The sequence below is a fragment of the Chromohalobacter sp. HP20-39 genome, from assembly GCF_033052815.1.
Classification (GTDB): Bacteria; Pseudomonadota; Gammaproteobacteria; order Pseudomonadales; family Halomonadaceae; genus Chromohalobacter.
Genome location: NZ_JAWHTP010000001.1, coordinates 307,421 through 330,217, shown reverse-complemented (window position 1 = coordinate 330,217; position 22,797 = coordinate 307,421). Strand labels below are relative to the sequence as shown.

Genomic DNA, 22,797 nt, shown 5'->3' with positions numbered 1-22,797 from the left:
GTCCGTCGCCCCCTTAAACTCTTCCATTACTTAACTATCTGGAGACGACAATGATCGACGTCATGGTAGCGTATCCCAACCAGAATGATCTTATCTTCGATGATCAGTACTACCTGGAAAAACATGTTTCTCTTGTCGAGGAAAAACTAGGCGAACACGGCCTGCGTTATGCGAGGATTCATCGCGGTACCGATGCCGCGTCTCCCTACCACTTAATTGCTCATCTGGGATTCGATTCGGCGGAGGCCTTCGAGTCGGCTTTTGATGCCGTTGGCCAAACACTCATGGACGATGTTCCCCACTTCACCAATGTGGAACCGGTGTTGCAGGTCAGCGAGGTGGTCACTCCGTAGCGTGCGTTTTGAGACGTGAGGGCGGCACGCCCCTGATCCGCTTGTAGGCCTTGCGAAAGGTGGATTCCGAGCGATAGCCGCTGGCCAGCATGGCCCCTACGATGCTCTCGCCGTTGGTGAGGGCCTGGTCCGCCAATATCATGCGCAGTCGTCCTTGATAGCGCACCACGGTCATCCCCACGACGCGATGGAAACGTTCACTGAAACTCGAACGGGAAAGCCCCACGGCACGGGCCAGTTCTTGCAGCGTCCAGTCGCGTCGCGGGTCTTCATGCAACAGCTTGAGTGCCCGGCTAACCGGTGTGTCCAGAAACGCCATCAAATGACGCTGATCGAGCAGCCGCGTCTCCAGACAGTGGCGCAGCATCAAGATCAACAGGGCATTGGCCAAGGCATTCGTCACTGGGGCGTGTCCGGGCGCATCACCGTTGGACAGCTCTTCGGCAAAGGCCTCGACCGCATGCTGAAACACCCGCCCACGCGCCTTCCGGGGAATACGCACGATACGCGGCAACGCACCGAACCAGGCCGGAGGAACATCGTGCACGAAGCGAAAATGTCCACAGATCAACCCCACGCCGGGTCGCGAACTGCGTAGCGGTACTACCTGCATCGGCGTGTCGGTAGACACGCCCTTGGGTGTCAGTTGGTGCGGCGCATCACCAGGGAAAAACGCCAGATCGTCAGCCTGCAAATGCTCTTCGCCCCCGTCATGCCAGGTAAGACGACACTGCCCCTCGGTCACCAGATGAAAGCTCGGGGCGACGGCATGTTCATGCGACAGCAGCCAATCACCGCATTGCTTGGCGACATGGTAAAAATCGCTCCCCATGAAGATGGGTTTCAAGAGTGCGGTCAGGGGATCCCGGGCAACGTCTTCTCGTGTTTCGTGGTGTGTCATCGAGAATCGCCACCCAGATCGAATGGCAGGGCCGTGGTCTGATGTTCCAAGACGCGTCCTGCATCGTGAATCAATTGAAACTGCTTATTGCATTGTTTGCAGGCCCCACACATGGCCAGGTGAAATTTCAGCGTCATTTTTTCCTGAATGCCCAAAGGCACATCCAGACGCTTCGACATGAGGCACGTGGCCTCCCGGCACATCAGCATTTTCATGAGTCGGCCTCCGTCAGCCAGCCTTTTTCCAGACACGCGCGCAACAACAGGCGACCGCGATGCAGGATGACCCAGCAGTTGTTTTCCTTGATACCGGCCTCCTCGCAGATCTGGCGAGTGGAAAGCCCCATGAGTTCGCGCATGGTGAAGATTCGGGCGATATTCTCGGGCAACGCGATCATGCAACTATCGAATACCTGCCAGAACCGCTCGCTGGCAAGCGTGCTCTCGGGATCGCCCCAGGAGCTGGGGCGCGCCAACTCCTGCCATCTCCCCGTTGCCTGAAACTGATTTTCCACGGCCGCCTCGACGCCGTCATCTTCCCAGGGCTGCCATCTTCCGCGACGCTTCTGGGCACGCAGGGCGTCGAGAATCTTGTTTTTCAGAATGCCGAAGACCCAGGTCTCGTAGCCGGACTTGCCTGCAAAGTGTGCATCCTTCTCGACGGCGGTGATCAAGGCTTCCTGCACGACATCGTCTGCCTCGGAGGCATCACGCAATTGCATACGCGCGAAGGCAAGTAGTCGCGGCCTTACCGCCGCCAGGCGACGTTGACGCGCATCGAGAGATTCCGCGTCATGTGCTGAGTCGGGGCTTGCTGACATGGTGTTTCTTCCCAATCGATGACCATCGCTCAGCATGGCAACAAAACACGCCGGTCTCCACTCGATAAGACCAGTATTCATGTCGCGGCGTCCAACATTTGCCAGCGCTCGAGATCACGCGGGGTGTCGAGGTCCCATACCGTACCGGGGCAGGCCACGCGAAGGCCCAGCTCCCGTGCCCGGGCGAGAGCCTGCGCCGCCACCTCGCTGCCACCCCAGGCCATGTCCGTGAACAGCTCTGCGGGGAGCCGATGGCCCCCGATCAATGCATAACCGCCGTCCTCGGCGGGCAGCATCACCAGATCGTGGGCGTCCAGCGCCCGCGCACAGCGCGCCAATAGCACCGGCGTCAGCACGGGACAGTCGCTGCCGATCAGCAGCGCCGGGCCGCGCTGGGTGGACAAGGCGGTGTGCATCCGCTGCCCGAGATCGCCCGACGGCTGGGCACGCAGCGCGATGCCGTGTCGCGCCGCCAGCGCTTCAAGCAACGGATGACTCGGCGCCAGCCCCGCCCACAGCTGTACCCGTGCGGCAGGAAAGGTCTGGCAAGCCGCCTCGAGCGTGCGCTCGAGCAGCGCGACATGCACATCGCGCGCCTGCTCGGCATCGAGTGCCGGCATCAGCCGGGTCTTGACCTTGCCGGGGATCGGCGCCTTGGCGAACACCAGCAGCGTCACCTCGGCGCTGGAGATCATCGCGTCAGCGGACATCGGTGTACTCCCCCGCCAGGGCCCAGGGCGATACACCGCACCAGTAGCGCAGGCGCAGCCACCACATCGTGACGATGGTGCGTAACGGGACCTGCTGCTGCCAGCGCCGCGCGGACGTGGTCACCCGCGGGGCGAGGCAAGCCGGCGCGGACAGGCGACGCAGGCGCCGGCTGATTTCGATGTCTTCCATCAGCGGCTGGTCGGGGAAACCGCCGACGATCCCGAACGCTTCGCGTGTCATGAAGATCGCCTGGTCGCCCGTGGTGATGCCGGTGAGGCGCGAGCGCCGGTTCATGCTCCAGCCCACCAACCCCGCCAGCGCGAATCCGCGCTCGATCTCGACGTCGAAGCGCCCCCAGCACGCCGGGCCCTTCAGTGCCCAGTCGATCAGCAGATCGGCGCGACGCGGCAGGCGCGTATCGGCATGCACGAAGACCAGGCAGTCGCCACGACTCTCCCGACCGCCGTGATTCATCTGCCGGGCCCGGCCGCGTTCACTGACCAAGACCCGATTCGCCAGAGGACGCGCCAGGGCGACGGTGTCGTCGTCGCTACCGCCGTCGACGACCACGATTTCGACACCGCAGACCCATAACGGCAACAAGGCGGTCAGGCAGGCCTGGATCGTCTCGGCTTCATTCAACACCGGCACGACCACGCTCAACCATGGCGTTGCCGGGCTTTCTTGTGCCATGACCTCGCTCATGCGGACGGTGACACGGCAAATCGATTCTTCAAATGCTCGACGATATCGCTGGACTCATAAAGCCAGGTCGTCGTCCCGCCTTCGTCGATCCGCAGGCACGGTACGGTCTGTTTGCCACCGCCGGCCACCAATTGCGCTCTGGCAGCGGGATCCTTGTGGATGTCATGCATCGTGATATCGACACGCAACTTGGTCAGGGCACGCCTGACCTTCCAGCAGAACGGGCATCCCTCGAAATGGTAGAGGGCCAGCTTGCGTGCTTCGCGATCGGCCTCTTCCTGGGCTTGTGGAGACCGCTCAGGCATGTCTTTATCCCCCAACAACCGCCGTATCATTGTCAGCATGCTGCTCTCTCCTCTGGTTCACCCTGGGCAATTCGGGGGCGTCGGCGAGTCGGAGAAGCCGACGCCGTAATACCAGGCGGTGGCGTCGCCGCCCGTGTTGTCGCCATCGCTCATCAGCGCCACGCCGTCGATCTCGCTCACGTCCTCGCCGAACAGCGCCTGGTAATCGGCGCTCACATCGCGCACTTCCGCCCGCCATTCACCGACCGGTGACTGCTCGCCCTGAAGGGCCAGCAGCATCGCCCGGTCGGTGAAGGCATTCGGCCAGCGTGCTCCGACGGCCTGATTGGAAGACCATACGTAGTTCACCGATTGCACCTGCCACGGCAGCAGGCCCGTCTTGCGCGCCACGTAGAGCCGGGCGGGATAGTCGTCGCCGGCCTGGGTGCGCTCGTCGAGCCCCGCATAACGAGCATCCACCTTCCAGCACCAGTGCAGATAAGGGGTCTCGCTCAGATCGACCTCGCGCTCCAGGTACTTGGCGGAAGCCTGGCCCCGCGCGTTCGCCTCGAGCACCTCGGCGCCATTGTCGCGGACCACCGTGTAACGCGTCTCGCCTTCGAAGGAGCGCGTCTCCCAGGCGGCCATTTCCTGGGCGGAAAACGCGATGTCGGCGGCCCAGGTGTTCTGCGCACCGATGAGCAGGCCCCAGGCCACCATCAGCTTCCCTGTCATGTTTATCCTCATCTCAGGCCATCCTCCCTGTTGCAAGAATTCGTCCACGCTACACGACCTGTCGGATATAGGCTTGGAAGGCGGCGATAGAAGGCACCGCACAACCTCATGAACACACCCTTTGTCGGACATCGACGTGAACCCTTACAGGAGCCCTGCATCCGCCACCTCAGACCTTCCGAGGGCCTTGGGCAGGGCGGATGACTACGCGGTTATAAAAAAAGAGAGTGGCGGACTCCACTCTCTAAAATGCAATGAGCAATGAATGTTTCATATCAACTCGCTGCACATTGCAGCCTTACTTATCGACAGCATGAACTCTGCTTTCAACGTTGCGACGCAGGCCATCGTGATTGCCCATGTCGACTTTCTTTAGGCCTTCATGCTGACTGTGGCCATTGACTTCCGTCACCATTTTTGGACTAGAAGTGCCACCCCCTTCACGACCTATGTTCAAGGGCGCTTGATTTTGTGATTGGAACCGCTCTACTGCCACACTGTCCATGGCGAGTGACGGAAACGAGGCCAGTGAGATGGCCGCGATAGCGATGGACTTTGATAGTAAGGATCTCATGGCAATGCCCTCCTGATGAGGTGTCTTTGTGGTCTCATCTATTTGTCGCCATACGACGTGATTACTTACTCTCTTTTTATTACCATCTAGCTATTTTTGACTATCACATCGGGATATCCCCAAGAATTTTTCAATGGCCTTGGGAGGTATTAACAACCTCATTGGAGGCTTTCAGAGTTTCGAGGAGACGATGTTTTCACTGCCCCCATGGAGTCCCATGGCAGGTTGCGATAGTCGAAGCTATTGAACATGTTGGGTTTTATGATGGCGAAGTAGGGAGAGACATCGAAGTCCCGTGGTGCGAACAGGCTATGGTGACGAATGTGCCATTGCTCTCGGACGCAGCCGACACAATCGCGGGAAAGGCCCGGCAGCAATTCGATCACCGGCAAAATCGGAAAGCGCACGGATTGGAAAGCTTCCGCGATCAACGAGGAACAAATCGCGCGAGTAGGATCGCCGCTGCCGAGCGCCAGCATGCGTCGCCGCCATGCGGTGGGCACCGGCGGGGTGGGAAGCAGGTAACGGACGAGATCGAAGATATTCTTGAGGTCATAGCGGTTGCCGATACGTGCGCAAACGTGATCCACCACCCGCGTGGCGTCTTCTTCGGTCAGACCTATGGGCCGGCATAGACGCAACTGCAAGCCTGCGAAGCTATCGAGCCCCACGACGTGAACACCATTTTCGACATCTGCTTCGACGAACGCAGGCTGATCGAAGCCTCCTCCCGTCAACGGCAGGCGGCCGATGTATATCGCGGCATGCGACCAGGTCGATTGCGTCAGATACTTGATCGCCGTGCTGATACGACGATCGCCGTCCACCAATAAGATATCGGCGGGCTTTAGCAGCTCGCCCAACACCGTGACATCAGCCGGCGGCTGAGAATAATGCCTATGTATAGGTTGATTGAGGTAAGCCGCCAACAAGCGTCCCAATCCATATAGCAGGCTGTTCATCGACTCACCTCCGGCGGGCGACGCGGCATAGCAAGCATAAAAATCTCATCCGGAGCAGACTGAGACTACGGCCACCTTAAATTGCGTCGCGAAAAATACCGATAACTATCGCGGCGATTGTGGGTGTAGACAATGTTGTGAGAGCTTTCATGGCTAGGTCGTTTCTCGGAAAAGAAAACTTACAGCAAGATAAATAATTTACCGCCAGCGATGGCCCCAGGGTTATCAATTGGGGAAGCGAGATGCTTTTAGAAGCGTCATGAAAGGCATTCATCGCGAATCGTTTGACTCGAATCCCTCATGCAATGAGGCGATGAGCGGACAGCAGATGTCCCCTTGATGGGCATGACAGCGAGTGACCAAGTCGTTCAGTACCTTCTCGATTCGTGCCAGCCCGTCGATCTTTTCACGCACGTCACGCAACTTGTGTTCTGCGAGCGTGCTGGCTTCTTGACAGTGAGCGCCATCATCCAGTCGCAGAAGGTCGCCGATTTCGTCGAGACTAAAGCCAAACTGCTGCGCCGTTTTCACGAACGTCAACCGGTCGATATCGGCATCGCCATAGCGCCGGATACCACCCGGGGGACGTTCGGGTTCCGGTAATAACCCTTGCCGCTGGTAATAGCGGATCGTCTCAATATGAACGTTGGCTGCCCTGGCCAGGCCACCGATGGTGAGTGAATCTGCGTTATCCGACATCTGCCTTGACTCCGTAGCTGACTACGGAAGTAACCTTATCCCATCGAACAGAATCATAAAAGGTGTAGGCGTTATGTCGAATTCCAGATCGGGGCGCGGGCCCCTGGCTGCCGGGGGTATCGCGGCGCTTCTTGCCTCAGCCTGCTGCCTCGGGCCGCTGGTACTGATCACCCTGGGCGTTTCCGGTGCCTGGATTGGTAACCTCACGGCTCTCGAACCCTATCGTCCGGTTTTCATCGGCCTCGCACTGGTGGCCATGTTCTTCGCCTGGCGCCGGATCTATCGGCCAGTAGAACAATGCCGGCCGGGAGAGATATGTGCCGTACCCCAGGTGGAAAAGACCTACAAGGTAATCTTCTGGGGGATATCAGTACTGGTGCTGATCGCTCTAGTGTTCCCTTATGCTCTTCCTCTTTTCTACTGATAGGAGATTTTCCATGAAAATGCGTTTTGTCCTCACATTGGTCACCGCCCTGCTCAGCATGCCTGCCCTGGCTGCTATGCAAACCGTGACACTCTCGGTACCGGGTATGAATTGCGCTGCTTGCCCGATCACCGTCAAGTTGGCTTTAAATAAGGTAGACGGTGTTTCACAAGTCGACGTGAACTACCCGGATCGTGAGGCTGTGGTCTCCTTCGACGATAAACTAACATCCGTCGAAGCCTTAACCCAGGCCACGGGCGGTGCCGGCTATCCATCCACACTGAAGCCCTCGGAAGCGGACCGGGAGTGACCATGAAGAACCCAAAAACCCTGCTGCGTGCGAGCGTGATTGGTACCGTCCTGGTGGCGTTGTGCTGCTTCACGCCGATCCTGGTGATTCTGCTGAGCACTGTGGGTCTGGCAGCCCTGACCGGTTATCTCGACTACGTGCTGCTTCCAGCCCTGGCCTTATTCATTGGTCTGACCGCCTATGCCGTATGGCGCAAAAAGCAATACGACGCTTACTGTGAGAAAGCCTCTACAGATTCAAGGAGTTCCCCGAATGAGTAATGACAACAACCTGCATATCGCCGTCATTGGCAGCGGCGGCGCAGCCATGGCGGCCGCCCTGAAAGCGGTCGAGCGCGGCGCCCGCATTACCCTGATCGAACGCGGCACTATCGGCGGCACCTGCGTTAACACCGGCTGTGTCCCTTCGAAGATCATGATCCGCGCTGCCCATATCGCGCATCTGCGCAAGGAAAGTCCCTTTGACGAGGGGGTAAGCGCGCAGCAGGCTCCAAAGGTGGACCGGGCGAAACTGGTTCAGCAACAGCAGGCACGTGTCGAGGAACTGCGCGACAACAAGTACGAAAGCATACTGCGCGACCACACAGCCATCACCGTCCTGAAAGGTGAGGCCCGGTTTGTCGATGGTCATAATCTGACGGTCAGGCTGAACGACGGCGGTGAGCAGACTGTTCACTTCGACCGCGCCTTTATTGGCACTGGCGCCCGCCCAGCAGAGCCGCCGATACCGGGGCTGGCCGATACGCCGTACCGGACCTCCACCAGTGCATTAGTACTGGATACAGTACCCGAACGGCTGATTGTGATCGGTGCCGGTTTCGTTGCCCTAGAGTTAGCCCAGGCCTTCGCCAGGCTGGGTAGCGAGGTCACCGTGCTGGCCCGCAGCCGGATGCTTTCCAGTGAGGACCCCGCCATCGGTGACGCCATAGAGGCAGCGTTCAAGCGAGAGGGTATCAAGGTTCTCAGGCAGACCCAGGCTAGCCGCGTGGACTATAGCGACAATGAGTTCACCGTCGACACCAATTCGGGCTCATTGCGAGCGGATCAACTGCTGGTGGCCACCGGCCGGACACCCAATACCGAAGCTCTGAACCTGGCGGGCATCGGCGTGGAAACCTCCCGTGGCGCAGTCCAGGTGGATGAGCATCTGCAAACCACGGTTCCCGGTGTCTATGCCGCCGGTGACTGTACCGATCAGCCGCAATTTGTCTATGTCGCCGCTGCCGGGGGCAGTCGGGCGGCCGTGAACATGACAGGAGGCGAGGCCACCCTGGATCTCAGTGCCATGCCGGGGGTGATGTTTACTGACCCACAGGTTGCCACCGCTGGCCTGACGGAAGCCGAGGCGCTTGAGCAAGGTTTCAACGTGGATACCCGTGTGCTGGAACTTGAGAACGTGCCGCGTGCGCTGGTCAATTTCGACACCCATGGCTTTATCAAAATAGTGGCCGAACGCGAGACGGGACGGTTGCTGGGCGTACAGGCCGTGGCAGGTGAGGCCGGTGAGCTGATTCAAACAGCGGTGATGGCGCTACGGGCAGGCATGACAGTGCAGGACATCGGCGACGAGTTGTTTCCTTACCTGACCATGGTCGAAGGCCTCAAGCTTTGTGCACAGACCTTTACCAAGGATGTAAGACAATTGTCCTGCTGCGCAGGTTGAGAAACGCATGGGGAGAACCTTGACCCCGTACCACAGTACGGGAGTTAATCTGAGCTCAGGAATCGCGAAGGTGCCGCCATGACTGACATGACGATTGGTAAAGTGGCTGACGTGGTGGGCGTCGGGGTTGAGACGATTCGGTTTTACGAACGGCGCAAACTCATTGAACAGCCACCACGCCCCGGGGAAGGTGGTTACCGCATTTACTCAGGGGCGACGGTGCGGCGGCTGCACTTTATTCGCCGCGCACAAGAGTTGGGTTTTTCCCTGCGTGAGATCGCTGAGCTGCTTGCGCTGCGTGATGCCGGCAGCGACCAGGCTGGTGCAGGTGATGTACGGCAACGGGCGATGACAAAACTGCACGATGTAGACCAGAAAATTGACCAGTTACGGCGAATCCGCCAGGGCCTCGCGGCACTTGTGGACCGTTGTCCCGGGCAGGGTCCGTTGCAGTGCTGTTCCATATTTGATGCGCTGGAGCAGAACGCAGGGCCTGCCAGCAGACCGACAATGAGTGAGGAGATAAGCATGCAGACAGTCAGGCTTTCAATCGGTGGTATGCACTGCAATGGGTGCGAGGAAATTGTCCGTCATGTTCTCGAGCAGCAAACAGGGGTCAAGGGGTGTTCCGTCTCCCATGAAAGCGGTGAAGCGAGGGTGGCGGTTGACGAATCACGGATTTCGGACGAGCAACTTGCATTGGCCGTGCGCGGTGCGGGCTATTCTGCAAACATCGTGAAGACAACAGAGTAAACCTTGGAATTTTCAGTTGCCTTGCCTCTGGCCGCCGGCCTTGGGTTACTGGCCTTCATTGAGCCCTGTTCCGTGGGCAGTCACTTGTTGTTCATCCGCTACCTCGAAGACTTGTCACAGCGGATGAAGGTTGCTCACACACTGCTTTTTGCCCTGATGCGGGCCTCTTTAATGGCCGTGCTTGGCGTGGTTGCCGTCTTCGTTGGCGCCGCCTTCACCGGGTTGCAGCAAAGCCTCTGGGTTCTGCTCGGGAGTATTTATGTGGTGGTTGGGGTGCTTTACCTGGGGGGTGGCACCTCCTGGTTTATTGAACTGGTGAACCGTTTTCTGCCACGCATCAACCGCATTCCCGGTGGTCCCGGTTTAGGCGTGGTGTTTGGCTTGAATGTTCCCGCCTGTGCCGCTCCTCTGCTTGCGGTGCTGCTCGGCGACGCCGCTGCCCGGGGTGCAACGGATGGTGCAGTTATCTTTGGCGCGTCGACCCTGATGGTGTTCGGGCTGGCATTTTCCGCACCTCTGTTGTTCATTGTTTTTACCGCCCGCGGCCATCGCTGGCTGGAACACCTCACGCGGCTCGCGGGGCGGATGCCCCGCTTGACCGGCGCCATAATGGTCGTGCTGGGCCTCTGGACCTTCTGGCTGGCGCTGGCTTAGGCCCAAAGACGAGGTACGTCCTCCCTGATTTAGCGCCCTTCCCGACGTGATCCGTTTGATATTTCTCGGCCACTTGACTCCGTATCTTGGTACGGGGCCTACCCTTGAAACATGACCTCATTTTATCAAGGGGATGCGTCATGAATACGGCAGCCACGACAGCCGACGAAGACACCCGGCCCTGGAGTCTGGAATCCACGGGGGACCCCGACATTCAGCGGGTCAAGGCTCATATCGGTGGACTGCACTGCTCGCTGTGTACGGGCACGATTGAAAGCGCGCTGGGCAAGAAATCCGGCGTGCGTCGGGTCGCGGTGAGCCTGACCCACGAACAGGCACTGGTGGAGTTCGACGCCCGGGAGAACAGCGCCGAGGCCCTGATGGGTACCTTGCAGCAGGTTGGCTATACCCTGAGCGACCCGCGCAAGGTGGAACCGTTCGAGCGCCAGGAACGGGCGCTGGCTGTCGAGCGCAATCGGTTTGTTGTCGCCCTGGCCATGAGCCTGGCAGCGGTCGGATTGATTGTCGATTTTACCTCTGCCTGGACCCTGGGGCTTTCCGCGCTGGTTTACGTCAGCCTGGTCCTGTTTGGCTTTGCGGTGCTGCGCGGCCAGGGCATGACCGCCGCGCTCACTAGCAGTGGCTTATTGGCGGCGGGTGGCTTGGGGTTTCTCGCACTGCGCACCGGCGACGTGCTGGCTGGCTATGAACCACTGGTGGTTGGCGCACTGGCGCTGATTATGGTGTTTGGTGTGGCACGGCAAATGCTGAACATGGCCTTCCAGGCATTGCGCCGTGGTATCCTCAACCAGCACGTACTGGTGGAAATCGGCGCCTTCGCCGGGCTGACCGGCGGTGCCATCGGTCTGATCGCATCTCCCGAAAGCTACCCCACTGCGGCGTTTTTCGCCGTCTCGGTCATGGTGCTGACCTATCACCTGTTCTCTGAATGGTTATCGCTGATCGTCAAGACTCGCAGTTCGCAGTCGGTCAAGCGTTTGCTTGACTTGCAGCCGGAGACGGCGCGTGTCGTTACCGAGGACGGTGAGCGCGACATGCTTGCGGACCAGGTTGAGGTTGGCATGCGGGTACGGATTCGGCCCGGAGAACGCATCCCCCTGGACGGCGAGGTGGTCGAAGGCGGCTCGGCCGTGGATGAATCCCTGATCACGGGCGAGCCGTTGCCGGTGGAGAAGGCGACCGGGGATACCTTCGTGGGTGGCGCCATCAATGGCTCCGGCACCCTTCTTGTACGCGTAACGGCAATCGGCAACGAAAGCTTTCTCCAGCAAGTGATCAGCAGCATCGAGGACGCACGCGCACTCAAGCCGGGGTTGCTGCACCTGGTAGATCGTGTGTTGCGGATCTACACGCCGGCCGTGTTGATCATATCGGCCCTCGCCTTTGGCTTCTGGTCTGTCGGCCCGCTCCTGATCGGAGGCGAGCCGGCACTGGAGCGGGCCGTGTTCGCCGCCTTGACCGTGCTGGTCATGGGTTACCCCTGCGCGGTAGGCATCTCCGCACCTCTGTCCATCGTGCGTGGTGCCGGGGAAGCCGCGGACCAGGGCGTACTGATGCGCACCGGCGAGGCGTTTCAGGCCCTGCGCAAAGTGAACAAGGTGGTATTCGACAAGACCGGCACCCTTACCGAGGGGCGCCCCGCTGTACGCTCTCTGTACAGCGTGGATGGCAACGACGATGCGCTGCTGGCGCTGGCTGCAGCCGTCGAAGTGGCCTCCGAGCACCCATTGGGGCGGGCCGTTGTTGAAACGGCACTTGAACGGAATATAGACTTCCCCGAGATCGCCGATTTTCAGGCCGAATCCGGCCGTGGTGTCACCGCGCAGGTGGATGGCAAACAGGTACTGGTGGGCAGCCCCCGTTTTGCTGAAGCGGCCGGCGTGGAAATGACATCCGTTGGCGATGCCGTGGAATCGGACGAAGCCCAGGGCCATACGGTGATTGTTGTGGCCCGCGACGGATCTTTGTTGGGCACCATCGCACTCGGTGACGCCCTGCGCCCCGACGCCGCCGACACGGTGGCCAGGTTACAGTCGATGGGTATCCGCACCGCCCTGTTGACTGGCGATAACGAGCGCACCGCCCACCATATCGCCCAACAGGCCGGTATCGATGAAGTACATGCCGGCGTGTTGCCCGAACAGAAGGCGGACCGACTGCGTACGATGCAGCGAAGCCAGCGGGTCGCCATGGTCGGCGACGGCATCAACGATGCCCCCGCCCTGATGCAGGCGGACGTGGGTATTGCCATGGGTGGCGGCACCGACATTGCCATTGACGCCGCCGACATTATCATTCTCAACAGCCGGGTGGACGCCGTGGTGACGGCAATAGACATCAGCCGTTGGGGCTATCGCAAAATGCTGCAGAACGTGGGACTCGCATTTTTATTCAATGGCATCGGCATCCCGCTGGCCGCTACTGGCCTGATCTATCCTGTCTGGGCGATGGTCGCCATGGCCACCAGCGTAACCGCGATTTTCGTCAACTCGCTCTGGCAGCGGCCGACAATATTCTTCGATGCGGTGGCGGGTGTGGGCCGTTAACCTGTAACGGTCGAACCTATGCGCCACTTGCTCGGGTGGGAATGCTCGAATTGGAGGCCAAGGCGGCAGGCTATGACGTGCGTGTCAATTACACCGATACCGGCGGCTGGTATTACAACCTGCGTGTTGGCAAGTACTGTGCAGCGGTCAAGATCCTCATCGACAATCAATCTAATGAGATATTGGGTGCCCATATGCTCGTTTCCGAATACGCTGAGTTGATTAACATGTTCGGGCGGGCGATCAAGCTGGGCCTGAAGGCAGCTAGTCTGTAGTCTGAAGGCCATGGTGCCCGCCTATCCAACGGTCAGCTTGGACCTTGGCTCGTTACTCTAATGATGCGCCTTGCCTAGCAGAATGCAGTGAGACATGCACATCGGTACAATAAAAAATGGAGATGTGTGAAGCACCACTCTCATTGACTGACCGAGGCCTCGATATACGACATGAGACGAATATGGCAAGCAAGCCTGATATGACGTTCAGATTGATACGGGGCATTGCTATTCTGAGCGGCCTGATCGTAATTTATTTGTTGCTGATGGAGTTCGGAATACTGTCCATCATAACCAATAAGCAGGCGTTGCGTGAGTGGGTTGTTCAACTGGGCCACTGGGGGCCCATCATCATTATTGGCTTGATGATGGTCGCTATTGTCATGAGCCCGATCCCCAGTGGTCCTATTGCCATGGTGGCTGGCGCAACTTACGGCTCTATCTGGGGGACAATTTATATCGTCATCGGTGCCGAGCTTGGTGCCTTGATTGCTTTTTGTGTTGCACGTCAACTGGGGTATGAGGTGCTTCAAGGCTGGCCGCGTATACGCCCTCTAATGAGCTGGTTGGGAAAGGAGCGCTCCCAAGCTGGATTGATGTTCATCGTTTTTGCATCGCGTTTGATACCGTTTCTTTCATTTGACGCCATCAGCTACGCAGCAGGGCTTACGCCGCTTGCGTTCTGGCGCTTTCTGTTGGCCACCTTGGCTGGTGTGGTACCAACGGCATATTTAATCACCATGTTCGGAGAAGTCTTGATCACCACAGGCTCTAGAGGAGGGATGGTTGCGATAGCTTTGATCAGTAGTATTACGCTGCTGCCGATCTTGTTGAGGTTGCTATGGATCTGGCTTCGCAAGCGGTGGAATGAAAAGTTTTGAATGATATATTAAAGCCAATCTGAATTTTTATGAGCCCGCTAACTTGAATTGTGTTTCCCGGTAATCGTTCAATACGTTGTGTACCCCATGGAGATAATATCGATGCGAATGAGACCGCGAGTAGGGCGGATGATGCTAATACTGATGGTGTTGGCACTGCCCGGCTGGGCACAGGCTCAGGAAACGTCTGGTAGTCGGTCGCAGGGACTTTATCGGCTCCCCGCATCGAGCGATATCATCGGCCGCGTCAAGATCGTCGAAGCCGCTGCCAAGGATACGTTGATCGATATCGGATTGCGCCACGGCGTCGGCTTCGAAGCCATGCAACGGGCCAACCCCAATGTCGATGCCTGGGTGCCCGGTAAAGGCACCGAGGTGAGGGTTCCCACTCGTTTCATTCTCCCCCCGGGGCCTCATAAGGGGATCGTGATCAATCTTGCCGAGTTACGGCTGTATTACTATCCACCCGTGGAAGAGGGCGAAATACCCCGTGTCGAGACCTTTCCCATCGGGATTGGCCGTCAGGGATGGCAAACCCCGCTGGGCAAGACGACCGTCACCATGACGATCAAGAACCCCGCCTGGTATCCACCGGAAAGCATCATCAAAGAGCGTGCTGAAGACGGTAAGAAGCTACCGCGTGTCGTGCCACCCGGCCCTGACAATCCCTTGGGTGAATACGCCATGATGCTCGATATCCCCGGTTATCTGATTCATGGCACCAATCAGCCACGAGGCGTCGGGATGCGTGTCTCTCACGGTTGTATTCGTATGCTGCCAAGAGATATAGAGTACCTTGCCACACGCGTGCCTAACGGCACTCAGGTGCGCATCATCGACGAGCCAGTTAAATTCGGCCGGGATGCGGCAGGGACGCTTTTTGCTCAGTTGTACCCTGTCAAGCATGGTGGTGAGGAGTCTGTCGATATTCCCAGCCGTTCCCATGCCTTGAAACGGCTCCACGACACGGTGACACAACCGCCCCGCTTTTTGATCGATTTCGCGCGTCTCGAGGCATTGCGTACAGATCCCGACGGTATACCGACATCATTACTGTTGACCGGGCTGCCTTTCCCGATGCCTGAACCACCGCAGACATTTTTCACGCGGACGCATCTTTCGAAGACGTTCTACAACCGGATCGATGTGCATCTCCAAGACTGAAGGTTAAGTAATTCCAAAATACTGAGAAGAAATCTGCATCCTCGCCCGGCGCTTCATTCGCTGGGCGATTTCTTTTTCAATTGTAGCTTCACTGCTCGGCATCGAGGGTGATGATGCGTCCTCCCGCCGCCTGGGCGTCGGCCTCGTCGTGGGTCACCATCAGCGTGGGCAGGCGGTGTTCGCGCACGCGCTCGAAGACCCAATGGCGGATCTCACCGCGCCGCTCGGCATCCAGCTTGGAGAACGGCTCGTCGAGCAGGATCGCGCGCGGCTGCGACAACAGCACCCGCAGCAGGGCGACCCGCGCCTTCTGACCGCCGGAGAGCGTCGCCGGATCGCGTCCCGCGAATGCCTCCAGCCCCACCGACGCTAGGGCCTCATGAATGCGCTCACGGCGTTGCCGACGCGTGCCTTCACGCACCATGCCGAAGGCTAGGTTGCCGGCCACGTCGAGATGCGGAAACAACAGCGGATCCTGAAAGAGAAGCCCCACATGACGTTGCTCGGCGGGCAGCGTATCGATACGCGTCTCATCGAGCAGCACGCGCCCTTGCGCCTGGAAAGTCGGGCTCAAAAAACCCGCAATGAACGCCAGCAAGGTGGACTTGCCGACGCCGGAGGGCCCCATGACGGTGAGCACCTCACCGGGGGCGACCGTGGTGTCCAGGCTCAGCAGGCGGTGCTGGCCCTGGTGAATGACGATGTCGTCGAGCCTCAATGACGCCATGGCATGCATCCTTTCATCAGTCGGTGCCTGGCAGCAGATCGCGCCGCCGTCGAAACACATAACGCGGCACCAGCATCGCCAGCATGAAACCAATCGCCGGCAGCAACAGTTGCAGCAGTGCGTAAATGGCCGTCAGCCGACGGTCTCCCCCGCTCGCCAGGCTCACCGCCTCGGTGGTCACCGTGACCACGCGCCCGGCGCCCAGCAGAATGGTGGGCAGGTACTGGCCAACGCTCACCGCGAAGCCCACCGCCGCCGCGGTCAGCACTGGCGTCAGCAACAACGGCAGGCGCACATGCCAGAAGACCCGCCAGGGACCGGCGCCGAGGCTACGTGCCTGCTGGCTCCAGCGCGGGTCCAGGCGTCGATGGCTTTCCGCCAGCGACAAGAAAACGTAAGGCAGCACGAACACCGCATGCCCGATGATGACCGCGCCCAGACCGGGCCGAACACCGACTTGCGCCTGCATCATGACCAGCCCGAACAGAAACGCCACCGAGGGCACCAGCAGCGGGAGGTAAAGAATCAGTTGCGCCCAGGGCCGCATCGGCCGGCGGCGCTGGGTCTCCGCCTCCAACGCGCCCAGTACCAGCACCACGGACACCAGAGTCGCGGCGAGCGCGACGCCGAGCGTTTGCCACACCGGGGCGACCAGATCATCGGCCGCGTTCAACCAGTTGTGCGCGGTCGGCGGCCACGGCAGGAACGCCGGGAACGGCCAATACCCGGCCACCGACCACAGCGCCAGCCCGGCCAAAGCGGCCATCATCAGGCCCAGCACGGTGCGCATGGCCAGCCAGGCGATGCCGGCCAGCCAGCGGTCGCCGCATTGGCGCCGCCCGTCCCGGCACCAGCCCCGGCTGACGCGCGCCACCAACCGTTCCAGCGTCCACCAGATCAACAACGCCGTCAGCGTCAGCAGCAGTTGCAGCATCGCCCCCGCCGAAGCCATGAAGCGCATCGACAGAGCGGGATCGTTGAGCCAGCCGACCACCGACACCGCAAGCGGTGGCGGTGTCGTGGGCCCCAGGATCATGGCCACGTCCACCGTCGAGGTGGCAAAGGCGACCACCGCGTAGAGGGGCAACCGCAACAAGGGGTAGAGCCCGGGCATGACACCCTTGAGAAAGGCCGTCAGCGGACGATACCCCAGGGTTCGCGCCACGGTCAGGCGCTCGCGAGCCTGGCACTGCACCAGGGCGGCCAGGCTCATCAGCAGCAGGAAGGGCACTTCCTTGATGACCAGGCCCAAAATGAGCGACAGCCCCCAGGCGTCACCGGGAAACGCAAAATCCGGAGGATATTGCCAACCGGTCACCCATGGGGACAGGCCTCGTGCCACCCACCCCGACGGGGCCAGCAGGAACGCCAGGCCGATCGCCGCCGCCGCGTGGGGTACCGCCAGCAGCGGCGACAACCAGCGCTGAACGCGACGATACAGCGGCGTGTGCAGGAAACTGCCCAGAAACAGCACCACCAGACCCAGCGACAGCGCCGCACTGGCCAACCCCGTCACCAGGCTGAGTCGTGCCATGTCGACGAGGCCCGGCACCGCGAAGAGCTGCCGCCAGGGCACCAGGGTCAGGCGTTCTCCACCGAGTACCGGCAGCCAGCCGAAGGCCGGCGCCAGCGCGCCCAGCACGCCGGCGACCACCGGCACGCTGAGCAAGGCAATGGTCAGCCAGGGCAGGACACCGACGACGAGCCGATAGGCAACGGCCGTGCTCATTGCGCGCCGTAACGCTGCCGCCAGGCCTTCTCGAGCGGCTCGATCCAGGTGGGATGAGGTTCGCGCAGCGTCTCGCCCAGGGAGGGCGGCGGCAGACTCTCGGCGGCCCGGCCATCGCGTACGAACGCCTCACGCTGCTCGGGGCTCAGGCGCGACATGTCCAGCACCGTGGCATCGCCCCACAACGAGAGATCCTGCTTGCGGGCCTGGGCCTCGGGCGAGAGCAGGAAGTTGGCAATCGTCAATGCGCCGGCCTTGTGCTGGGCGTTGAAGGGAATGGCGACGAAATGCACGTTGCCCAGTGTGCCGCCGTCGAGGATGTAACTGCGCGTGGTCGGTGGCAGTTGATAATCGAGCACCCCAGCGGCCGGGGCGGAGGGGGTAAAGGTGAACGCCAGACTCAACGCCCCGTCGCCCATCAGCTGACGCATCTGAGGCCCGCCTGTGGGGAAGCGCTCACCCTCGCGCCACAGATAAGGGTGCAAGCGGTCCAGGTAGTCCCACAGCGGCGCGGTGACGGACTCGAAATCGGCCTCGCCGACCGGCGAGTAAAGCGCCTCGCGATCATCGGTCAAGGCCAGCAGCGCCTGCTTGAGGAAGGTCGTGCCCAGAAAGGCCGGTGGCTGCGGATACGTGAAGCGCCCCGGGTGCGCCTGGGCCCAGTCGAGAAGCGCAGGAATGCTGCGCGGCGGCGCGTCGACACGCGCGCTGTCATAATAGAAGGTGATCTGTGCACGTCCCCAGGGCGCTTCGTAGCCCTCGACCGGCAGGGTGAAGTCCTCGCGCACCTCGGGGTTCTGCTCGGGCGCGGTCAGCGAGAAATTGGGTAGTTGCTCGGCCCAGGGGCCATAGAGCAGGTCATTTTCCTTCATGGTGGCGAAGTTCTCGCCATTGAGCCAGATCAGGTCGACCGCGCCCTGGTCCTCGTTACCCGCCGCCTTCTCGGCCACCACGCGGGTTACCGCTTCGGCGGTATCGCTGACCTTGACGTGCTCGAGATCGATGCCATAACGCTCGCCGACCTGCTCGGCCACCCAGTCGATATAGGCGTTGGTACGCGGATCGCCGCCCCAGGCATTCCAGTACACGGCCTGCCCTCGGGCGGCCGCGGCCACCGAGTCCCAGTCGGACAGCTCGTATGCCTGCCCCATCGTCGGCAACAGCGACAACGCCGCCACCAGCAAGCCTCGCGAAAACGTCATGTCTCTCTCCCTCGATTGATCACCGCCTTGGTCGTGGGACGGCGATATTCCTTACACAGCACGCCGCCGATTCTCCAGCCGACGCGCGGTCTGCGTCCAACGACGCACCTTTCGCCGATACGTTGCGTGAATTCTGTAAGGATATCCGCCCACGCTCGACTCAAGGGGTATGACAACATCAATACGGGGACAGGGACATGACCAATCTATCGTCTCAAGCGCGTCGCTACTGGCTGGGAGGCAAGCGCGCCGACGAGCAGGACCGTTTCTTCCGCGAGGCACTCGAAGCGCGCGGCTGGCGAGCAGGCAGTGCCGAAGACTGGCAAGCAGGCTGGTTCACCGGCACCCCCGAGATGGCGCAGTTTCGCAAGCTGACGCCGAGGCACAGGCTCAATCATCTGCCCGGCAACAATGCGCTGACGCTGAAAAGCCGGCTGTATCAATCGCTGGCGACACTACGTGAGCGAATGGGCGAGCGCTTCGGCCCGCATGCGTCACAGGTCGCGCGACTCGACTTCTTCCCGCGCGCCTATCTGATGCCCGACGATTATCATGCCTTGCAGGAAGCCGCCCTGGCCAATCCGGCCCAGCGCTGGATCCTCAAGCCTTCCAATGCCTCCAAGGGCAAGGGCATCCGTCTGCTCGATGATGCCGCCGACGCGCCTCGGCAAGCCAACTGGCTGGTTCAGGAGTATCTCGGCGAGCCGCACACCATCCGCGGCCACAAATACGTCCTGCGCCTTTACGTCCTGCTGGCATCGCTCGACCCCCTGCGTCTCTATGTGTATCGGCAGGGCTTCGCCAAGCTCGCGTCAGCCCCCTACGATCACGACGATACCGGCAACCTCTACAGCCATCTCACCAACCCCGACATCAATGCCCACAACACCGAGGCCGAGGTCCCCGTCGAGTTCATCGACCTGGATCGTTATCGGGACTGGTTGCGTCAACAGGGCCACGACGACGACGCGCTCTTCGAACGTCTCCACGATCAGTTGACGCTCACCGCGATCGCGGCTCTGGACAGTTTTCGCCAGCGCTGCGCCGAGGACGATATCGATAGTCGCGGCGGCTACGAGTTGCTGGGCGTGGACTGTCTGATCGACGCCGACCTCAAGCCCTGGGTTCTGGAATGCAACCTGAGCCCCTCGTTGGGCGTTTGCGCCGGCCCCGACAGCGGCGGACCGCTGGAGGAAGCCATAAAGCGGCGCCTGGTCGAGGACATGGTCGAACTGGTGGATATCGACGCTCAGGAGACACCGGCCAACGACGAATCCCCCCAGACCTTGCGCGACGATGCCCAACGCGAACTGTCACGCGCCGGTGACTTCCTGCGCCTCTATCCGAGCGCCGAGCCTATGAGTCATCTGGCGTTCTTCACCCTGCCCAGCCGCCGGGATTGGCAACTGGCCGGCGCGCTCGATGCACGAGTGCCGGCCGAGCCCCAACTGCAGCGCGGCGATGTCTGCGAATTGATCGATAACGACAGCCTGGCACTCTATGACACGCAGCACGGTCATCTGCTGTCGCTCAACGACAGTGCCGCCCTGATCTGGCTGCTGGCCAGCGAAGGCGAGACACCGAGCACTATCACCGATCATCTGTATCACGCCAGCCAGGTTGGCCACACACCGCCCGACCGCGACGCCCTGGAACGCCACGTCTGGCAGTGCCTGGAGAATTGGTGCTGCCAGGGACTTCTGCAACAAGCACCGGCATACCAGGGCACGACGTCACTACACGCCGTCCGGGCTCACGCGACTGCCACGACCGGGACACCGGCCTGCTTTTCCGTGGCAGGGCACGCCTGGGCCTTGCATACCGATAGTGCACCGGCACTGGCCCGTCTAGCGGGCGCGCTCACGTTACCGGAACCCGCCGAGAACCGGGCGTTGACGCGCATCGAACTGATCCAGGAGGCCTGTGGCTACGGCATCATGATCGGCACGGAGCGGGTAGCTTCTCATCTCGGCCTCGCCGAGCTCGGCCCCCGCCTGGTCGACGCGCTCGGCCGACGCGCACTCACCGAGAATCAGGTGCTGATTGACACCGCGCTCCTGGTTCATCCCGATACGCCCGATGCGGCTGTTCTCGTGGCCATGGCCGGTGACGACTGGCAACCACTGCACGCTCTGGTCGAACCGCTCGGCTACCGCCTGATGCGTGGTCTGGCCTGGCACCGTCAGGCAGGCGACCAGGTCCGCATGCTGGCACTTCCCTTGGCCGCCCCGGGGGGACGACTCATCGCTCCCTCGCCTAGCCCGTCGATCGAGCTGCACATCGTCGGGGCTGCGCTCTGCAATGACGACGCGCCCGAACCGACGCCACTGACGCTTCTCGCAACGCTGCTGCCGGCATCTCGGTATGCCGACAAACGTTCTCCCGACGGGCACGACGTCAGCGCCTTGCTCGACTGGCTTGCGGCGCTGCCGAGGTTCTCGTTGCCCAGCGACGCGCCAGAACTGGCGAGAGAACGTCTAGAAGACGCCACACCGCATGCCCTAACGACCGGATCGTGAAGCTCACGCCGGTGCTCCGCGCCCGGCGTTACCTCATCGTCCACCAGGAGAACCGACACATGATGACGTCAGCACTGAAAGCCTCCGCCTCTCTACCCCGCGCCTCATGGGCGCACTGGCTGCTGCGTGCAGCGATGGCAAGTGTCTTCCTGTACACCGGCGTCGACAAATTCGCGGGCGCCGGCATCGAGGGCTTTGCCCAGATCATGGCGCTGCCCTGGGTCATCGCCCTGGCCGTCGCCCTGGGCGAGATCGCCGCCGGGGCGCTGATTCTGCTCGGCGGGCTGGTCACCGGGCCCGTAGGCGATGCCGCCACCCGCGTCGGCGCTCTGTTTGCAGTGCCGATTCTGCTGGGCGCGATCTTCATGGAGCACTGGGGCCAGTGGCACTTCATGGCCACCGCCAGCCACCCGCTGGGCGGCATGATGTTTCAGGTCACGCTGATACTGATCGCCCTGTTTCTGATGGCCAGGGGCAATCACACCTGACCCCGATCATCACCATCCTGGCGACTCACCACGGAGAATATCTCATGACCCAGCATTCACGTCGCACCCTGCTCGATACCCTGTCACGCGGCATCGCCTACAGCGCGCCCGTCATTGCGGTTGTGGTCGGCGCATCCGCCATCAACGCCATCTATTCCGACCTGACCTCACCCTCGGGCTACTACATGTTCGCCTCGGCCGAGGCCGGCCCCGAGGCGGAAGCAGGCCCCGAAGCAGAGGCAGGCGCTGAAGCCGAAGCAGAGGCAGGCGCTGAAGCCGAAGCAGAGGAAAACCCCGAAGCCGAAGCCGAAGCGAGTTCCGAGGCCGGTTGACGACGCGTCAAGGCCTCTTAGACGGCGGTGCCTTGCACCGTCAACCACTGCAGGAAAAAGGAGTGCAATCATGACACTACATGAAAGCAAGCGTCACACCCTGATGGGGCGACTGAGCCGGCAGGTGCTCTATACGACACCCATGCTACTGCTGATGTCCGCTCCGCTCGCCGCTCAGGCCGTCGCTGACGATGCCGTGGGTGCCAGCGGCTACACATCGCTGCAAGGCGGTGCCCCGCTCATGGCGAACGCCGAGGGCGAGGCAGAAGGCGAAGGAGAGGGGGAAGGAGAAGCCGAGGGCGAAGGTAGCGCCTGACATCCCCCACCACGGGGCGCGAGGTCGTCCACGGCCTCGCGCCCTGACTT

Annotated in this window: 28 protein-coding genes; 15 read left to right on the top strand and 13 right to left on the bottom strand. The window is 61.0% G+C overall.

Going from position 1 to position 22,797, the window contains the following annotated elements:
* Positions 1-50 precede the first annotated feature (50 nt).
* Positions 51-353 carry an EthD family reductase gene (locus tag RVY79_RS01515; protein ID WP_317462260.1) on the top strand — a complete coding sequence of 101 codons (303 nt, stop codon included), beginning with the start codon at positions 51-53 and terminating at the stop codon, positions 351-353.
* Here RVY79_RS01515 and RVY79_RS01510 read toward each other — a convergent pair.
* The 10 genes from RVY79_RS01510 to merR form a co-directional block, all read right to left on the bottom strand.
* A complete protein-coding gene (locus tag RVY79_RS01510) occupies positions 343-1,254 on the bottom strand; it encodes an AraC family transcriptional regulator (protein WP_317462259.1) in 912 nt (303 codons plus the stop codon). The genes RVY79_RS01515 and RVY79_RS01510 overlap by 11 nt on opposite strands.
* Positions 1,251-1,469: a zf-HC2 domain-containing protein gene (locus tag RVY79_RS01505; protein ID WP_317462258.1), complete on the bottom strand. Its 219-nt coding sequence runs from the start codon at positions 1,467-1,469 to the stop codon at positions 1,251-1,253. The genes RVY79_RS01510 and RVY79_RS01505 overlap by 4 nt, the downstream gene beginning before the upstream one ends.
* Positions 1,466-2,074 carry a sigma-70 family RNA polymerase sigma factor gene (locus RVY79_RS01500; protein ID WP_317462257.1) on the bottom strand — a complete coding sequence of 203 codons (609 nt, stop codon included), beginning with the start codon at positions 2,072-2,074 and terminating at the stop codon, positions 1,466-1,468. The genes RVY79_RS01505 and RVY79_RS01500 overlap by 4 nt, the downstream gene beginning before the upstream one ends.
* Before the next feature lie 77 nt (positions 2,075-2,151).
* The gene (locus RVY79_RS01495) at positions 2,152-2,784 is read right to left on the bottom strand and encodes a TIGR04282 family arsenosugar biosynthesis glycosyltransferase (protein WP_317462256.1); all 633 of its coding nucleotides are present in this window, start codon (positions 2,782-2,784) and stop codon (positions 2,152-2,154) included.
* Entirely contained in the window at positions 2,774-3,478 is a 705-nt protein-coding gene (locus RVY79_RS01490) for a TIGR04283 family arsenosugar biosynthesis glycosyltransferase (RefSeq protein ID WP_317462255.1), read from the bottom strand. The genes RVY79_RS01495 and RVY79_RS01490 overlap by 11 nt, the downstream gene beginning before the upstream one ends.
* Positions 3,479-3,486: 8 nt before the next feature.
* Positions 3,487-3,834 carry a glutaredoxin family protein gene (locus RVY79_RS01485; protein ID WP_317462254.1) on the bottom strand — a complete coding sequence of 116 codons (348 nt, stop codon included), beginning with the start codon at positions 3,832-3,834 and terminating at the stop codon, positions 3,487-3,489.
* Between the two features lie 18 nt (positions 3,835-3,852).
* Complete coding sequence (locus RVY79_RS01480; protein WP_317462253.1) at positions 3,853-4,509, bottom strand: DUF3047 domain-containing protein; 657 nt, start codon at positions 4,507-4,509, stop codon at positions 3,853-3,855.
* Positions 4,510-4,807: 298 nt separating this feature from the next.
* Positions 4,808-5,083: a hypothetical protein gene (locus tag RVY79_RS01475; RefSeq protein WP_317462252.1), complete on the bottom strand. Its 276-nt coding sequence runs from the start codon at positions 5,081-5,083 to the stop codon at positions 4,808-4,810.
* A 158-nt stretch (positions 5,084-5,241) separates the two neighbouring features.
* Complete coding sequence (locus RVY79_RS01470; protein WP_163647962.1) at positions 5,242-6,045, bottom strand: YiiX/YebB-like N1pC/P60 family cysteine hydrolase; 804 nt, start codon at positions 6,043-6,045, stop codon at positions 5,242-5,244.
* Positions 6,046-6,315: 270 nt separating this feature from the next.
* A complete protein-coding gene (gene merR, locus RVY79_RS01465; protein ID WP_317462251.1) occupies positions 6,316-6,744 on the bottom strand; it encodes an Hg(II)-responsive transcriptional regulator in 429 nt (142 codons plus the stop codon).
* Positions 6,745-6,817: 73 nt separating this feature from the next.
* Here merR and merT point away from each other — a divergent pair, with 73 nt between their 5' ends.
* The 10 genes from merT to RVY79_RS01415 all read left to right on the top strand — a co-directional run bounded on the left by merT (position 6,818) and on the right by RVY79_RS01415 (position 15,434).
* The gene (gene merT, locus RVY79_RS01460; RefSeq protein WP_317462250.1) at positions 6,818-7,168 is read left to right on the top strand and encodes a mercuric ion transporter MerT; all 351 of its coding nucleotides are present in this window, start codon (positions 6,818-6,820) and stop codon (positions 7,166-7,168) included.
* A gap of 13 nt (positions 7,169-7,181) precedes the next feature.
* Positions 7,182-7,478: a mercury resistance system periplasmic binding protein MerP gene (merP, locus tag RVY79_RS01455; RefSeq protein WP_317462249.1), complete on the top strand. Its 297-nt coding sequence runs from the start codon at positions 7,182-7,184 to the stop codon at positions 7,476-7,478.
* Positions 7,479-7,480: 2 nt separating this feature from the next.
* The gene (merF, locus tag RVY79_RS01450) at positions 7,481-7,738 is read left to right on the top strand and encodes a mercury resistance system transport protein MerF (RefSeq protein WP_317462248.1); all 258 of its coding nucleotides are present in this window, start codon (positions 7,481-7,483) and stop codon (positions 7,736-7,738) included.
* Positions 7,731-9,140 (top strand): mercury(II) reductase, encoded by a 1,410-nt coding sequence (gene merA / locus RVY79_RS01445; protein WP_163647965.1) that lies wholly within the window; start codon positions 7,731-7,733, stop codon positions 9,138-9,140. Before merF ends, merA begins: the two co-directional genes overlap by 8 nt.
* Before the next feature lie 78 nt (positions 9,141-9,218).
* Complete coding sequence (locus tag RVY79_RS01440) at positions 9,219-9,893, top strand: MerR family DNA-binding protein (RefSeq protein WP_205596203.1); 675 nt, start codon at positions 9,219-9,221, stop codon at positions 9,891-9,893.
* A gap of 3 nt (positions 9,894-9,896) precedes the next feature.
* The gene (locus tag RVY79_RS01435) at positions 9,897-10,547 is read left to right on the top strand and encodes a cytochrome c biogenesis protein CcdA (protein ID WP_163647966.1); all 651 of its coding nucleotides are present in this window, start codon (positions 9,897-9,899) and stop codon (positions 10,545-10,547) included.
* A 140-nt stretch (positions 10,548-10,687) separates the two neighbouring features.
* A complete protein-coding gene (locus RVY79_RS01430; RefSeq protein ID WP_163647967.1) occupies positions 10,688-13,114 on the top strand; it encodes a heavy metal translocating P-type ATPase in 2,427 nt (808 codons plus the stop codon).
* Between the two features lie 35 nt (positions 13,115-13,149).
* A complete protein-coding gene (locus tag RVY79_RS01425) occupies positions 13,150-13,389 on the top strand; it encodes a hypothetical protein (RefSeq protein ID WP_276207467.1) in 240 nt (79 codons plus the stop codon).
* Positions 13,390-13,571: 182 nt separating this feature from the next.
* Positions 13,572-14,270 (top strand): TVP38/TMEM64 family protein, encoded by a 699-nt coding sequence (locus RVY79_RS01420; RefSeq protein ID WP_163647968.1) that lies wholly within the window; start codon positions 13,572-13,574, stop codon positions 14,268-14,270.
* Positions 14,271-14,399: 129 nt separating this feature from the next.
* Positions 14,400-15,434, top strand: coding sequence for a L,D-transpeptidase family protein (locus tag RVY79_RS01415; protein ID WP_240464660.1), 1,035 nt, complete (start codon positions 14,400-14,402; stop codon positions 15,432-15,434).
* An 88-nt stretch (positions 15,435-15,522) separates the two neighbouring features.
* Here RVY79_RS01415 and RVY79_RS01410 read toward each other — a convergent pair whose 3' ends face one another.
* From RVY79_RS01410 to RVY79_RS01400, 3 genes are read right to left on the bottom strand one after another with little or no spacing between them, the layout of a single operon-like run.
* Positions 15,523-16,161 (bottom strand): ATP-binding cassette domain-containing protein, encoded by a 639-nt coding sequence (locus tag RVY79_RS01410; RefSeq protein ID WP_163647970.1) that lies wholly within the window; start codon positions 16,159-16,161, stop codon positions 15,523-15,525.
* Between the two features lie 16 nt (positions 16,162-16,177).
* The gene (locus RVY79_RS01405; protein WP_163647971.1) at positions 16,178-17,890 is read right to left on the bottom strand and encodes an ABC transporter permease; all 1,713 of its coding nucleotides are present in this window, start codon (positions 17,888-17,890) and stop codon (positions 16,178-16,180) included.
* Positions 17,887-19,092: an ABC transporter substrate-binding protein gene (locus RVY79_RS01400; protein WP_317462247.1), complete on the bottom strand. Its 1,206-nt coding sequence runs from the start codon at positions 19,090-19,092 to the stop codon at positions 17,887-17,889. The genes RVY79_RS01405 and RVY79_RS01400 overlap by 4 nt, the downstream gene beginning before the upstream one ends.
* A gap of 197 nt (positions 19,093-19,289) precedes the next feature.
* Between RVY79_RS01400 and RVY79_RS01395 the strand changes: the two genes are divergently transcribed.
* The 4 genes from RVY79_RS01395 (at position 19,290) to RVY79_RS01380 (ending at position 22,747) form a co-directional block, all read left to right on the top strand.
* Positions 19,290-21,611, top strand: a complete 2,322-nt coding sequence (locus RVY79_RS01395; RefSeq protein WP_317462246.1) for a hypothetical protein — start codon at positions 19,290-19,292, stop codon at positions 21,609-21,611.
* Between the two features lie 59 nt (positions 21,612-21,670).
* Positions 21,671-22,099: a DoxX family protein gene (locus RVY79_RS01390; RefSeq protein ID WP_317462245.1), complete on the top strand. Its 429-nt coding sequence runs from the start codon at positions 21,671-21,673 to the stop codon at positions 22,097-22,099.
* A 44-nt stretch (positions 22,100-22,143) separates the two neighbouring features.
* Positions 22,144-22,431, top strand: a complete 288-nt coding sequence (locus RVY79_RS01385; protein WP_317462244.1) for a hypothetical protein — start codon at positions 22,144-22,146, stop codon at positions 22,429-22,431.
* Between the two features lie 70 nt (positions 22,432-22,501).
* On the top strand, positions 22,502-22,747 hold the full coding sequence (locus RVY79_RS01380; protein ID WP_317462243.1) for a hypothetical protein: 246 nt from the start codon (positions 22,502-22,504) through the stop codon (positions 22,745-22,747).
* Positions 22,748-22,797: the final 50 nt, after the last annotated feature.